General features: G+C 73.6%; 14 protein-coding genes. 8 read left to right on the top strand and 6 right to left on the bottom strand.

The annotated features are described in order from the left end of the window. Positions 1–374 precede the first annotated feature (374 nt). From ACZ4UB_RS20475 to ACZ4UB_RS20465, 3 genes are all read left to right on the top strand, one after another. Positions 375–1,337: a zinc-binding dehydrogenase gene (locus ACZ4UB_RS20475; protein WP_354382422.1), complete on the top strand. Its 963-nt coding sequence runs from the start codon at positions 375–377 to the stop codon at positions 1,335–1,337. A gap of 111 nt (positions 1,338–1,448) precedes the next feature. Further along, entirely contained in the window at positions 1,449–1,658 is a 210-nt protein-coding gene (locus tag ACZ4UB_RS20470) for an RNA polymerase sigma factor sigma-70 region 4 domain-containing protein (RefSeq protein ID WP_468071953.1), read from the top strand. Then, positions 1,658–2,176, top strand: a complete 519-nt coding sequence (locus ACZ4UB_RS20465; RefSeq protein WP_468071951.1) for a Clp protease N-terminal domain-containing protein — start codon at positions 1,658–1,660, stop codon at positions 2,174–2,176. Before ACZ4UB_RS20470 ends, ACZ4UB_RS20465 begins: the two co-directional genes overlap by 1 nt. 25 nt (positions 2,177–2,201) lie before the next feature. Here ACZ4UB_RS20465 and ACZ4UB_RS20460 read toward each other — a convergent pair whose 3' ends face one another. Together ACZ4UB_RS20460 and ACZ4UB_RS20455 are read right to left on the bottom strand one after the other, a co-directional pair. Then, positions 2,202–3,113, bottom strand: coding sequence for a PadR family transcriptional regulator (locus ACZ4UB_RS20460; protein WP_468071949.1), 912 nt, complete (start codon positions 3,111–3,113; stop codon positions 2,202–2,204). A 1-nt stretch (position 3,114) separates the two neighbouring features. Then, entirely contained in the window at positions 3,115–4,044 is a 930-nt protein-coding gene (locus ACZ4UB_RS20455; protein WP_468071947.1) for a DUF4097 family beta strand repeat-containing protein, read from the bottom strand. A gap of 185 nt (positions 4,045–4,229) precedes the next feature. Here ACZ4UB_RS20455 and ACZ4UB_RS20450 point away from each other — a divergent pair, with 185 nt between their 5' ends. Further along, a complete protein-coding gene (locus tag ACZ4UB_RS20450) occupies positions 4,230–5,051 on the top strand; it encodes a hypothetical protein (protein WP_468071945.1) in 822 nt (273 codons plus the stop codon). 82 nt (positions 5,052–5,133) lie between these two features. Here ACZ4UB_RS20450 and ACZ4UB_RS20445 read toward each other — a convergent pair whose 3' ends face one another. Then, a complete protein-coding gene (locus ACZ4UB_RS20445) occupies positions 5,134–6,135 on the bottom strand; it encodes a LysR family transcriptional regulator (protein WP_468071943.1) in 1,002 nt (333 codons plus the stop codon). 211 nt (positions 6,136–6,346) lie between these two features. On the opposite strand from ACZ4UB_RS20445, the gene snpA reads away from it, so the two are divergent. Further along, on the top strand, positions 6,347–7,012 hold the full coding sequence (gene snpA, locus ACZ4UB_RS20440; protein ID WP_468071941.1) for a snapalysin: 666 nt from the start codon (positions 6,347–6,349) through the stop codon (positions 7,010–7,012). A gap of 160 nt (positions 7,013–7,172) precedes the next feature. On the opposite strand, the gene ACZ4UB_RS20435 is transcribed toward snpA, so the two are convergent. The 3 genes from ACZ4UB_RS20435 to ACZ4UB_RS20425 form a co-directional block, all read right to left on the bottom strand. Then, a complete protein-coding gene (locus ACZ4UB_RS20435; protein ID WP_468071939.1) occupies positions 7,173–7,775 on the bottom strand; it encodes a GNAT family N-acetyltransferase in 603 nt (200 codons plus the stop codon). A 124-nt stretch (positions 7,776–7,899) separates the two neighbouring features. After that, entirely contained in the window at positions 7,900–8,976 is a 1,077-nt protein-coding gene (locus tag ACZ4UB_RS20430) for a family 2 encapsulin nanocompartment cargo protein polyprenyl transferase (RefSeq protein ID WP_468071937.1), read from the bottom strand. Between the two features lie 25 nt (positions 8,977–9,001). Beyond that, entirely contained in the window at positions 9,002–10,411 is a 1,410-nt protein-coding gene (locus tag ACZ4UB_RS20425; protein WP_468071935.1) for a family 2B encapsulin nanocompartment shell protein, read from the bottom strand. Positions 10,412–10,654: 243 nt separating this feature from the next. Here ACZ4UB_RS20425 and ACZ4UB_RS20420 point away from each other — a divergent pair, with 243 nt between their 5' ends. The 3 genes from ACZ4UB_RS20420 (at position 10,655) to ACZ4UB_RS20410 (ending at position 13,212) form a co-directional block, all read left to right on the top strand. Further along, a complete protein-coding gene (locus ACZ4UB_RS20420; RefSeq protein ID WP_468071933.1) occupies positions 10,655–11,128 on the top strand; it encodes an RrF2 family transcriptional regulator in 474 nt (157 codons plus the stop codon). 153 nt (positions 11,129–11,281) lie between these two features. Then, positions 11,282–12,478: a globin domain-containing protein gene (locus ACZ4UB_RS20415; protein WP_468071931.1), complete on the top strand. Its 1,197-nt coding sequence runs from the start codon at positions 11,282–11,284 to the stop codon at positions 12,476–12,478. Positions 12,479–12,621: 143 nt separating this feature from the next. After that, the gene (locus ACZ4UB_RS20410) at positions 12,622–13,212 is read left to right on the top strand and encodes an N-acetylmuramoyl-L-alanine amidase (protein WP_468071929.1); all 591 of its coding nucleotides are present in this window, start codon (positions 12,622–12,624) and stop codon (positions 13,210–13,212) included. Positions 13,213–13,359: the final 147 nt, after the last annotated feature.

The following is a 13,359-nucleotide window of genomic DNA, read 5'->3' as shown; positions in this document are numbered from 1 at the left end:
GGCCGCGCCGGCTCCGGGCGGAGCCGTTCGGGCCACGCGCGGAGGGGCCCGGTCGCTGTGACGCGACCGGGCCCCTGCGCGCACATCCCTCCCGGCCCCCGTGCCGGGAGGGCTGCCTGGTGGCGCCTGGCCAGAATCGTACCCTGGTTCCTGGCTTGCCCATGACGTTCCGGTTAACCCCACGGAACGCACAAGGGCGCTGTACACACAGGTACTTGACGATCGAACAAAGATTCCGCTCCGCGGCCCGACCGGGGGTCCGAAGGCCCGTTCGCACCCGAACCGGCAGGACCGGGCGACGTGACCCGAAAGACAGGCCGGGAGTGCCGGGAACCCTGGCGGCGGCCCCCTACCGGGCGGTAGCGTCTGGCCGCATGTTCGCTGCCTACGCCGCCCGTATCGACCGTGACCAGCCGCTGAGCGGCCTCGAACTGGGCGAGCGCCCGGCGCCCGAGGCACGCCCCGGCTGGGTGACCGTGAACGTCAAGGCCGCCTCCCTCAACCACCACGACCTGTGGTCGCTGCGCGGGGTGGGCCTCGGCCAGGAGAAGCTCCCGATGATCCTGGGCTGCGACGCGGCCGGGACCGACCAGGACGGCAACGAGGTCGTCCTGCACTCCGTGATCGGCCAGAGCGGCCACGGGGTCGGCCCGGACGAGCCGCGCTCGATCCTGACCGAGCGCTACCAGGGCACCTTCGCCGAGCAGGTCACCGTGCCGGCCTGGAACGTGCTGCGCAAGCCCGCGGAGCTGTCCTTCGAGGAGGCCGCCTGCCTGCCGACCGCCTGGCTCACCGCCTACCGCATGCTCTTCACCAACGCCGGCGTGCGCCCCGGGGACTCGGTCCTGGTGCAGGGCGCGGGCGGCGGGGTCGCGACCGCCGCGATCGTGCTCGGCAAGGCCGCCGGGCTGCGGGTGTACGCGACGAGCCGCGACGCGGCCAAGCGCCGGCGCGCGGTGGAGCTGGGCGCGGAGGAGGCGTACGAGCCCGGCGCGCGACTGCCCCGGCGCGTGGACGCGGTGATCGAGACGGTGGGCGCGGCGACCTGGTCGCACTCGGTGAAGTCCCTGCGCCCCGGCGGCACCCTGGTGATCTCGGGCGCGACGAGCGGCGACCGGCCCGCGCACGCGGAACTGACCCGGATCTTCTTCCTGGAGCTGAAGGTCGTCGGCTCGACCATGGGCACGAAGGAGGAGCTGGAGGACCTGCTGTCCTTCTGCGCGGCCACGGGGGTGCGGCCGGTCATCGACGAGGTGCTGCCGCTGGACCGGGCCCGGGAAGGCTTCGCCAAGCTGGAGTCGGGCGACCTCTTCGGCAAGGTGGTGCTGACGGTCTGACGGCCCGGCCCGGCCCTCCCACAGACCCCTCCCGTCCGCACCGCGGCCCCTCGGCGCTCCGATCTGTCAATTCGGGTTGACACGACTCGCCCGTCAACCTAAATTGACAGCATGACGGAAGCAACCGATCTCGCCGAACGGGCCGGTGACCGCGACCCGCGCGTGGGCCTGCGTGCCGTGGCCGCCCTCCGCAGGCTGCTGGAGCAGCTGGAGTCGGTACAGGTGCGCAGCGCTCGCAACCAGGGCTGGTCCTGGCAGGACATCGCCGCCGAGCTGGGCGTCAGCCGGCAGGCCGTACACAAGAAGCACGGGAGGGCCTGATGTTCGAGAAGTTCACGGCCGGGGCGCGCGACACGGTCACCGGCGCGGTCGACGAGGCCCGCCGCACCGGCGCCGCCCGGGTCACCGAGGACCACCTCCTGCTCGCCCTGCTGGAGCTGGGCGCGCTCGACCCGCTCGGTGTGGACCGGGAGGCGACCGCGGCCGCCCTGGCCGAGGCCCGGCGCCGGGGCGGGATGTCCAAGGCCGACGAGGAGGCCCTGGCGGGCCTGGGCATCGATCTCGACGAGATCGTCGCCCGCGTCGAGGAGGGTCACGGCGAGGGCGCGCTGGCCACGGCGGGGGCCCGCCCGCGCGGTGGCCGCGTCCGCCTCGCGCCGGGCGCGAAGAAGACCCTGACCCAGTCGCTCCGGATCGCCGTGGGCCAGCGCGAGAAGACCATCACGCAGACGCATCTCCTCCTGGCCCTGCTCACCGCCCCGGGCCCGGTGGCCGACGTACTGGCCGCGCAGGGCGTGACCTACGCCCGCGTCGCGGCCACCACCCCGGCCGCCGCCTGACCGCGGCGCCCGAGGCCACGGCCCATCAGCGCGGTGCGCGGACCGTGGTGGTGATGCGGGCCGCGGCCGTCGCCAGGTCGGCGCGGATCTCCTCCAGCTGGGCGGCGGTGACCCCGTGGTCACGGGCCGCGTCGCGCACCTCGTCGCGGAAGCGGTCCAGCAGCCGGTCGAGGTCGCGCGCCGGGTCCGCGGTCGGATTCAGGTCCTCGGCCCATCCGGACTCCGCGGCCCGGGCCTTGGCCCCGTCGTGGGTCGCGGTGGAGCCCAGCCAGACGCCGGCCAGGTTGCCGATCTTGTCGGTGAAGTCCGACAGCCCCTCGCGGACCCCGGACTTCGTGAACTGCTCCTGGAGCTGGCTCGCGATGCGCTGGACCTCCTCGCGGGCCCGGTCCTGGGCCTCCTTCGCCTGGCGCCGGGCCTGCTGGGCCTCCTCGCGGGCCCGGCGACTCTCGTCCTTCGCCCGGCGGGCCTGCTCCTTCCACTCCTGGCGGGCCCGGCGCAGCTCTTCCTTGGCCAGCCGCCAGGTCTCGTCCTCGACCCGGGTGTCGGAGGCGGTGGCGGCCGCCGCCGCCCGCATCTCGCGCCGCAGGTCGCCCGCGGCGCCCCGGACGTCATCGCGCATCTCGGCGGCCAGCTCGGAGACGGAGTCGCGGATCTCCAGCTCCAGGTCGGCCAGTTCACCGCTGCGGTCGGCCAGTTCGGCGCGGCCGGCCTCGGTGATCGAGTACACCTTGCGCCCGCCTTCGGTGGCGTGCGTGACGAGCCCCTCCGCCTCCAGCTTGGCCAGCCGCGGGTACACGGTGCCCGCGGAGGGCGCGTACAGCCCCTGGAAGCGCTCCTCCAGCAGGCGGATCACCTCGTACCCGTGCCGCGGAGCCTCGTCGAGCAGCTTCAGCAAGTAGAGCCGCAGGCGGCCGTGGGCGAAGACGGGCGGCATGTCAGAGCACCTTCTTTTCGAGTGCGAGGGGGGCGGCCGGGGCGGCCGCGTCGGCCGGCTCGCGGCGCAGCAGCGCGATCGAACCGGAGACGGTCGTGGCCCGCAGCGTGCCGGTCCCGGAGCCCAGGGTGCCGGTGATCCGCTTGGCGCCCAGCTGGCCGGAGACGCGCAGGTCCTCGAAGGCGTTGGAGACCCCGCCGGTGGCGGTGTTGGCCTCGACGCGGGCGTCGGTGGGGTGCGGGAGCCGGATCGCGACCTGCCCGGAGACCGAGTTGAGCGCGATGTCCACCGGCTGCGGGGACGTCTGGTCCGGGTCGAGGTCCAGCAGCATGTCACCGCTGACCGAGTCGGCCCGTACGCTGCCGCCCGCGCCCTCGACCACGGTCAGCCCGCCGGAGACGGAGTGGAAGCCGAGGGTCCCGCTGAGCGCCTGGGCCTCCACGCTGCCGGAGACCGTGTGCGCCTTGACGGCCCCGGACAGCCCCACCAGGGTGGCGTCGCCGGAGACGCCGTTGACGTCGGTGGCGCCCGCGATGCCCGAGACGAAGGCGGTGGCGCTGACGGTCGCGACCTGCACGCGGGTGGCGGCGGGCACGGTCAGCGAGATGACGGCGCTGCGCTCCCAGGCCTTGCGGCCGCCCTCGGAGCCGGAGGCCGTCCAGGCCTTCCACGGCTTGGAGTCGAACCACTTGCGCAGGTTCTGCGAGCCGTTCCAGGGCAGGTCCTCGTAGGAGATGGTGAGGGTGTCGCCCTCCCGCACCACGTGCAGGGGCGGCCCGCTGACCTCGGTGACCTGGAGCTGGGCCGGCCCCTCGGCGGCCGCGACCACATTCACCGTGCCGCCCACGACGCGGACGCGGAGCTCGGCGACCGGCTCCTCGAAGGTGAGCTGCTGGGGTTCGGCGATGGACCAGGTCGTCTGGTGTGCCATGGTGCTGATCCTCCTCGGGCGGACGCACGGAGTGCCGGGTCGGCGTGACGCAACATATCGCGTCTTCTGAGTAACACGATATATCGCGGTTGCCGGAAGTCAAGCGACTCCGGCCGACGCGCGGGTCCGGACCTCCCGCGCCCTTGATTTGGGTTGGTTGGGGTGATTTGCCTTAGCGTGTGGGCATGTCGACCTTCCAGACCACGGCCGGCGGGCTGCTGCTCTGCCGCGCCGAGCCCGCCGCCGTCCGGCCCGCCGCCGCCTCCGTCCTGCGCGAGCGCCTGGTCCTCGCCCCGGCGGGCGAGTGGAGCGCCCTGGTCCCCGAGCGCAGGCCGGGCGCCGACGCGTCCGGGGCCGACGAGTCCCTGGCCGAGGCGCTGACCGGCTGGACCTCGGCGCTGGCGATCACCACCAACTGGTCCGTGCTGGGCCTGTGGTGGGAGTCCGGGGCGAGCGGCTTCGCCCTCGCGTCGGGGCTACGGCGGCCCGTCTCCTACGGGTGGGCGGCGGACGGGACCCCGCTCGGCGATCCGGACGCCATGCGCACGCTCACCGCGCGGCTCGGCCTGGACCCCGTACTGGACCTGGAGGAGTTGGAGCGGCTCACCCGCCCCGACGAGGCCGCCGACGGCGAGACCCGGCTGCTCGGGCTGATCGCACTGCTGGCCCGGGCCGGGCTGGCGCTGCCCGCCGGACTGGCCCCCGGCGAACGCGCCGACCGGCTGCGGGAGGCGGCCCGGCTCGCCCCGGGGGCCGAGGCCGTGGAGTGGTCCGGCTGGCGCGACGCGGTACGGGCGGAACTCGACGTGGTGGAGGACGGCCCGCTCGGCCCCTGGCTGCGCGGCCCCCGGGCCCGGTGCGTGGGCGCGGTCCAGGTCGCGGCCGGCGCCCCCCTGATGGTGTGGGCGGCCCGCCGCCGCAACTCCGGCTGGCTGACCGCGGGCGCGGTCCTGGTCGCGCACGGCGCCCTGAGCCTCGCCTATGACCGGGCCCGGCGCCGCGGCTAGCGCTGTGGCCGGAACCCGCGTCAGGAGCCCCCGGACGGCGCCGCCAGGCCCGTAGGGAGCGGCTCCCACGCCTGAAGAATCGTTACGCCGCCTCGGCTTCCGCCTCCGCGCCCGCGCCGGCCCCGGCCCCCGCGCCCGACCCCACCTCCACGTCCGCCTCCAGTAACGGGCTCTCGTGGTGGTGGAGCCAGGCGCGGTACGGCGGGGTGCCCAGGGCCGCCTCGCGGTAGGCCGCGCGCAGGTCCTCGTAGACCTCCGCGTGCGCCCCGGGGCGGGTGGCCAGCAACAGGCGCACGGCGAGCGGGTCCCCGTACAGCGGGCGGATCGCCATGTCCTCGCGCGGCCCGGAGGTCGGCTGGCAGGGGGCGACCGCCTCGCCGGAGACGATCAGCGACGCGGCGGTGTGGTAGTCGGCGTGGAGCACCGGGGGGTGCAGACCGGCGCCCGCGAGGACCCGCCGCAGCCCGTCCCACTCGCCGTCGACGGAGGGGTCCACCGTCCACCGGTCGGTGGCGAACTCCCGCAGTTCCACCACCGGTCGGCGGGCCGCCGGATGGTCCCGCGCCATCGAGACGAACTGCGGCTCGCGCTCCATCAGCACGTGCACCTCCAGCCCCGACGGCACCCGCAGCGGGAAGCCCTCCACCTCGTGCACGAAGGCCACGTCAAGCTGTCCCGAAGCCACCATCCGCAGCAGCGCGTTGGCCGAGACGTCCACCACGAGCGAGGTGTCGGTGTCCGGCAGCCGCCGGTGCAGCCTGCGCAGCCAGCCCGGCAGCGCGCTGCTGGCGGTCGAGCCGATCCGCAGCCGTGGCCCGTGGGCCAGCGCCCGCGCCTCGGCCACCAGGGCCGCCATGTCCTCCAACAGGGGTCTCGCCCGGCCGAGTACGGTGCGCCCGAAGGGAGTGGGCCGGCAACCCGTGCGCTCGCGCAGGAACAGCTCGCCGTCCAGGGCCCGCTCGATCCGGCGCAGTTGGGTCGTCAGGGAGGGCTGGCTCACCCCGAGCTGCCGCGCCGCCTTGTGCAGGCTGCCGGCGTCGGCGATGGCGCACAGCGCGCGCAAGTGCCTCACCTCGAGCTCCATGTCCCGAGAGTAGGGCGGCCCCCGTGGACCGCACCAGCCACTGATAGCCCCCCGAATCCCGCCATTCTCACGGAAGTTGCCCTGCCGAAATCTCGCCGATAGCCCCGCGCTATCGGCCGCTGACATCATCCGCCGCCCGCTCCGGCTCCCGCAGACTCCGGTACCGAACGACCTCCACCCCCCACCGCACCGGATGAGCAGGAGCCCCCACATGCGCCACTCCCGTCGAACCGTGCTCGCCTCCGCCGCAGGACTCGGCCTCGCCGCGGTCCTCGGTGTCCTCCCCGCCACCAGCGCCAGCGCCGCCCCGGCCGCCGCCCCCACCGGCAGCCCGGCGTCGTACGCGGCCTACGAGCGTTCCACGGAGAACGCGAACGCCAACCGCGCCTTCTTCGAGGCCGTGCAGCGCTCGGTCGCCGAGCAGCGCGCCGCGAACCCGGGCCTGATGGCGGTCACGGTCACCTACAACACCCGTAACGCGCCCAGCTTCCGCAGCCAGATATCCCGCTCCACGCAGATCTGGAACTCCTCCGTCTCCAACGTCAAGTTGCAGGAGGTGTCCTCGGGCGGGAACTTCTCGTACTACGAGGGCAACGACCAGCGCGGCTCGTACGCCAGCACGGACGGGCACGGTCGGGGCTACATCTTCCTCGACTACGCGCAGAACCAGCAGTACAACTCCACCCGCGTGACCGCCCACGAGACCGGGCACGTCCTCGGTCTGCCGGACCACTACTCGGGCCCGTGCAGCGAGTTGATGTCGGGCGGCGGACCCGGCACGTCGTGTCAGAACGCCAACCCGAACTCCGCCGAGCGCTCCCGCGTGAACCAGCTGTGGGCCAACGGCGTCGCCTCGGGCCTGGACGCCAAGGGCTGATCGGGCCCGGCCGCACGGGGGGCGGCCCGGGCTCCCGCCAGGGACCCGGGCCGTCCGCGGCCGCCGGATCGGACCGTCCGGCTCCTTGAGCGAGCGCTCCTGCCCCACCAGGGCGCCGCTCGGGAGCACCCTCCCGCCCCCCGCGCGAACGGGGACCGGCTCAGCGCGGCTTGCGCCACATCGGCCACATCAGCGGGCCGTCGGGCAGCCGCACCGGGGTGCCCGTGAACTCCCACCCGAGCCGCTCGTAGAGCCGCATGCTCCGCTCGCTGCTGGCCTCCAGGTACGCCGCCACGCCGTCCCGGTCGCAGCGCTCCAGCACGGGGCGGATCAACTCGGTGCCCAGCCCCTCCCCCTGCCGGGCCGGGTCGACCGCGATCATCAGCAGGTACTCGTGCTCCTCGGACGTGGGGTGCACTTCGCCCATGAGCCGGCCCACCAGCTCGCACCGCTCGTTGTCGGGGTCCGCGGCCTCGCGCATGCGCGCCGGCACCTCGTCCTCGCCCTCCGGTTCGCCGGCCGGGATCCGTAGCCACAGCGCCGCGGCCGAGCCGTCGGCCGCGCGGTCGATCCGCCCCTCGGCCAGGGCCACGTCGACGAAGACGCCGAGGAACGCGGCGTGCACGGCGCGCCGGTGCTCCGGCTCCGGGAAGACCCAGGTGCTGACCGGATCGTCGAAGAAGGCCGCGTCGAGCAGGCGCGCCACCGCGTCCCGGTCGCCCGGCCCGCCGGCACGTATCTCCATGACCTTCTCCGTACCCATCAGCCTCACCTTTCGCCGCGCGTAACAACCTTGCGCGATCCTAGAGTTGGGCCGGGGCAGCGGAAAGGCCGGTTCCGGCACCATGCGGTACCCGAACCGGCCTCCTGCCACCCTCCTACGCGCCTCAGCGCGTCCGGCGGGTCACGAACTCGGCCAGGGCCAGCAGCCCCTCCGCCGCCCCGGGATCCGGCACGGCCCGGGCGAGCTGCTGCACGGCCCGTCCCATCCGGTCGGCGGCGTGGGCCTGCGCCCAGTCCCGCCCGCCGGCCCGCTCCACCGCGTCCGCCGCCCGGCGCACGTCGGCCCCCTCCATCGGGCCGGCGTACAGGGCGGCCAGTTCGGCTCCCGCCGCGGTGCCCGAGGTGAGGGCGGCCACGACGGGCAGGGACTTCTTGCGCGCCCGCAGATCGGCGCCCGCGGGCTTGCCGGTGTGCTCCGGGTCCCCCCAGATGCCGATCAGGTCGTCGATCAGCTGGAAGGCCAGTCCGGCCTCCCGACCGAACGCGTCCATCGCGTCGACCTCCTCGGGGCCGGCCCCGGCGTAGAGCGCCCCGAGGGCGCAGGCGCACCCCAGCAGCGCCCCCGTCTTGGCCATCGCCATGGACAGGCACTCGTCGAGCGAGACGCGCTCGCGGCGCTCGAAGCCGATGTCCGCCTGCTGACCGCCGCACAGTTCGATGACGCAGGCCGAGAGCCGGGCCGAGGCCCGCCCCGAGGCCGGGTGGGGATCTTCCGCGAGCTGCTGGAGCGCCAGCGCCATCATCGCGTCGCCGGAGATGATCGCCTCCGGCACCCCGAAGACGCTCCAGGCGGTGGCCCGGCCGCGCCTGCGCACGTCCTCGTCGATCACGTCGTCGTGCAACAGGGTGAAGTTGTGCGCCAGTTCCACCGCGATGGCCGCCGGTACCGTGTCATCCTCGCGCCCGCCCAGCGCCCGGGCGGACGCGAGGACCAGGGCGGGCCGGATGGCCTTGCCCGCCTGGCCCGCGGCCGGGGTCCCGTCGGCCTGTTCCCAGCCGAAGTGGTACATGGCGACGCCGCGCATCGAGCCGGGCAGGCCCTCGACCGTACGGCGCAGTCGCGGGTTGACCGTTTCTCTTGTCCTGGCCAGCAGGAGGGCGGCCTCCTGCCCGTCGCCGGGCGGCGCCTCCGGGCTGGTCGCCGTCCCCTCGCCGACCGGCCGTTCCTCGGTGGCCGTCATGCCGTCGTCTCCCCGGGCCGCCCGCTCAGCGCCAGCGCCCGATCTCGACGTTCTCCAGCACGCCGAGGGCGTCCGGCACCAGGACCGCGGCCGAGAAGTAGGCGGTGACCAGGTAGGAGATGATCGCCTGCTCGCTGATCCCCATGAACCGGACCGACATGCTCGGCTCGATCTCGTCGGGGATCCCGGGCTGGTGCAGGCCGATCACACCGCCGTCGTCCTCGCCGGTGCGCATGCAGAGGATGGAGGTCGTACGGGCGTCACTGATCGGGATCTTGCTGCTCGGGAAGATCGGCACGCCACGCCAGGACGGCACCCGGTGGCCGCCCATGTCGATCGACTCCGGGTACAGGCCGCGCTTGTTGCACTCCCGGCCGAAGGCGGCGATGGCCTTGGGGTGGGCGAGGAACATCTTGGACCCGCGGCGCATGCTGAGCAGCTGGTCCATGTCGTCGGGGCTGGGGGCGCCGTCGTGCGGCTGGATCCGCTGGTCGTACTCGGCGTTGTGGAGCAGGCCGAACTCGCGGTTGTTGATCATTTCGAATTCCTGGCGCTCGCGCAGCGCCTCGACCGTGAGCCGCAACTGCTCCTCGGTCTGGTTCATCGGCTGGTTGTAGAGGTCCGCGACGCGGGTGTGCACCCGCAGGACGGTCTGGGCGATGCTCAGCTCGTACTCGCGGGGCCTGGCCTCGTAGTCCACGAAGGTGCCGGGCAGGACGGCCTCGCCGCGGTGACCGGCGGAGAGGTCGATGGCGGCCTCGCCGTGCTTGTTGGTGTCGTGGGCCGGCTGGGAGCGCACCTGTTCGACGTGGGCCCGGAGCGAGTCCACCCGGTCGGCGAGCAGCTGGAAGTCCTGGCGGGACAGGACGAGCGCGGTGCCGGAGGTGGCGGCGCGGGCGGTGTACTCCCAGATCGCCTCGTCGTCGGTGAGCGCGTTGTCCCCGAAGTACGCGCCGTCCGCGACCGTGCGCAGGACGGCGTCCTCGCCGTAGGGCCCCGGGCCGATCTGGTCGATCCGGCCGTGGGCGAGCAGGAACACCCGGTCCGCGCTGTTGCCGAAGGAGGTCAGCTCCTGGCCGACCTCGAAGTCGACCTGCTGGCAGCGCTGGGCGAGCTCGGTGAGGACGTCGAGCTCCTCGTACTCGCGCAGCAGGGGCAGTTCGCCCAGCTCGGCCGGGATCACCTGGACCTGGGTACCGGTCTTGATGAACTCCACGCGGCCGTCGCCGACGGTGTAGGTGAGGCGGCGGTTCACCCGGTAGGTGCCACCCTGCACCGAAACCCACGGCAGCATCTTCAGCAGCCACCGCGAGGTGATCTCCTGCATCTGCGGCTTGGACTTGGTGGTGGTTGCCAAGTTCCGCGCGGCTGCTGTCGCGAGACTGCGCTGCGGCTGAGGCTGGGCCTCGGACTCGGAACCTGCCTGGACCGACATGTGTTTCCCTTTCGATCACTCCATGGGTCTGCGAGTGAAGCCTTGCAGCACGGAGTGTGGTGGGACCATTACACAAAAGGGTGGGACTACTCCGTCCGGGGTATGGGCATGGTGAAGGGTCCCCACGCGCCCCACGCCCCCCTGGGACCCCATCGGTTCCAGCCATCCCCTTCCCGCTCCGGCCCCCCACCACCCCACCGCCTTTAACTTGCCTGGCAGATGCAAGTTTTCTAGAGTGGCGGCATGCGCCTCACCCGATTCACCGACCTGGCACTGCGCGTCCTGATGCGCCTGGCCGTCGAGGAGACGGACCTCCCCACCACCCGCGAGGTGGCGGCCGCGATGGAGGTGCCCTACACGCACACCGCCAAGGTGGTCGCGAAACTGCAGCGCTCGGGGCTGATCGAGGCGCGACGCGGACGCGGCGGCGGGCTGGCGCTCACGACCGCCGGGCGCTCGGCATCGGTCGGCGGGATCGTCCGCGAGCTGGAGGGGGCGGGGGACGTCGTCGACTGCGACGGCACGGCGCCGTGCCCGCTGCGCTCCGCGTGCATCCTGCGCGGCGCGCTGCGCCGGGCCCAGGAGGCCTTCTTCGCCGCACTGGACCCGCTGACGGTGAACGACCTGGTGGCGGCCCCGACCGGGCCGCTCCTACTGGGCCTCGGCAGCGGCCCCGCGGTCACGGCCGCACCGGGGGCCCAAAGTCCCGGGCGATGAGGGCCGGTTGGCCGATTCGGGACGGCCGTCCGGCCGCCTAGCCTGATCCCGAGGGGCCGTTCGAACGGATTTCCGCACCGCGGCGGAGTTCCCTTCACCCTTAAATATGAGTTTCATATACCACTTACGGTATCCACTACGCGAGGTGCACCAGTGCTGTCCGAGAAGTCGACCACCACCGTCCGAGCCACCCTTCCCGCCGTCGGGGCGGCGATCGGCGACATCACGGAGCTCTTCTACGCGAAGCTGTTCGCCGCCCACCCGGAGCTGCTGCGCGACCTCTTCAACCGCGGCAACCAGGCCGCCGGGCTGCAGAAGCAGGCACTGGCCGGCTCCATAGCCGCCTTCGCCACCCACCTGGTCGAGCACCCGGACGTGCGCCCCGACGTGATGCTGCACCGCATCGCCCACAAGCACGCCTCGCTCGGCGTCACCCGCGAGCAGTACCCGGTCGTCCACACCCACCTCTTCGCCGCCATCGTCGAGGTCCTGGGCGAGGCGGTCACCCCCGAGGTGGCCGCGGCCTGGGACGAGGTCTACTGGCTGATGGCGAACGCCCTCATCGCCATCGAGGAGCGCCTGTACGCCGAGCAGCGGGTCACCGCCGGCGACGTCTGGCGCGAGTGGACCGTCGCCGGCCGGACCGAGGAGACCGCGGACTGCGCCACCTTCCACCTCACCCCCGCCGACGGCGCCCCGGCGCCGGACTTCAAGCCCGGCCAGTACGTCTCCGTCCAGGTCACCCTCGCCGACGGCGCGCGCCAGATCCGCCAGTACAGCCTCTCCAGCGCCCCCGGGGCACCCACCCGCTCCCTCACCGTCAAGCGGGTGCACGGCCCGGCGGCCGCGGGCCCCGACGGCGAGGTCTCCGGCCACCTGCACGCCCACGTCCGCCCCGGCGACCGGCTGCGCGTCTCGGCGCCCTACGGCGACCTGGTCCTGCGCGAGCCCGGGGCGCCGCTGCTGCTCGCCTCGGCCGGGATCGGCTGCACCCCGATGCTGTCGATGCTGGAGCACCTCGCCGACACCGGTCACGCGACCCCCGTCACCGTCGTGCACGCCGACCGCTCCCCCGCCGACCACGCCCTGCGCACCGACCACCGGGCGGTCGCGGGCAAGCTCGCCGGCCCCGAGGCCCTGTTCTGGTACGAGGCGGAGCCCGAGGCCGGCGACCGCGCGGGCCGGGTCGACCTGACGGACGTCCCCGTCGCCCCCGGCACGCACGCCTACCTCTGCGGACCGCTGCCCTTCATGCGGGCGGTGCGGGAACAGCTGCTGGCCAAGGGCGTGGCGGCGGCCGACATCCACTACGAGGTGTTCGGCCCCGACCTGTGGCTCGCCACGGCCTGACGCGTCCGGATGTCCGGATCGGCTCGCACACGACTCGTACGCCGTACGAACGGCCTGGCTCCGTGAGGATCTCCTCCGCTACACCCGTTGCGTAACGAGGCGGACACGCAAGGTGACCGTCGCGCACCGCAGAGGAGGTGGCCGTGGCCGCACCCATGTCCGCGAACCGGTTCATCGGGGCACTACGGGGCGAGGAACTGACCGTCGTCGAAGTCGGCTCCTGGCGCACCCACAACCGCAACCACAAGGGCCCCTGGGGGCCCGTCAACGGGGTGATGATCCACCACACCGTCACCCAGGGGGCCGAGCGCACCGTCGAGATCTGTCGCGACGGCTACGCCGAGCTTCCCGGGCCCCTGTGCCACGGGGTCATCACCAAGGACGGCACGGTCCACCTCGTGGGCTACGGCCGCGCCAACCACGCGGGGGCCGGCGACGGGGACGTCCTGGCCGCGGTGATCGCCGAGAAGGCGCTGCCGCCGGACAACCACGCCGACACCGACGGCAACTCCCGCTTCTACGGCTTCGAGTGCGAGAACCTCGGCGATGGCGAGGACCCCTGGCCGGAGGTCCAGCTCGACGCCATCGCCCGCGCGGCGGCGGCCGTCTGCCGGGTGCACGGGTGGACCGCCCGCTCGGTCATCGGCCACCTCGAATGGCAGCCGGGCAAGATCGACCCGAAGGGGGTCACCATGCGGTCGATGCGGGACCGCGTCGCCGAGCTCCTGAAATGACCCCCCGGGGGGGGGGGGGGGGGGGGGGGGGGGGGGGGGGGGGGGAGGAAAAGGGGGGGGGGGGGGGGGGGGGGGGTGGAGGGGGAGGGGGGGGGGGGGGGGGGGGGTGAGGGCGGTAGGCAAGTGGGGAGGCGGGTAGCGGCTTCT

This window comes from Streptomyces sp. NPDC028419 (genome assembly GCF_055565515.1).
The sequence above is the reverse complement of the archived record's forward strand: the minus strand, read 5'-3'. Positions and strand labels throughout refer to the sequence as shown.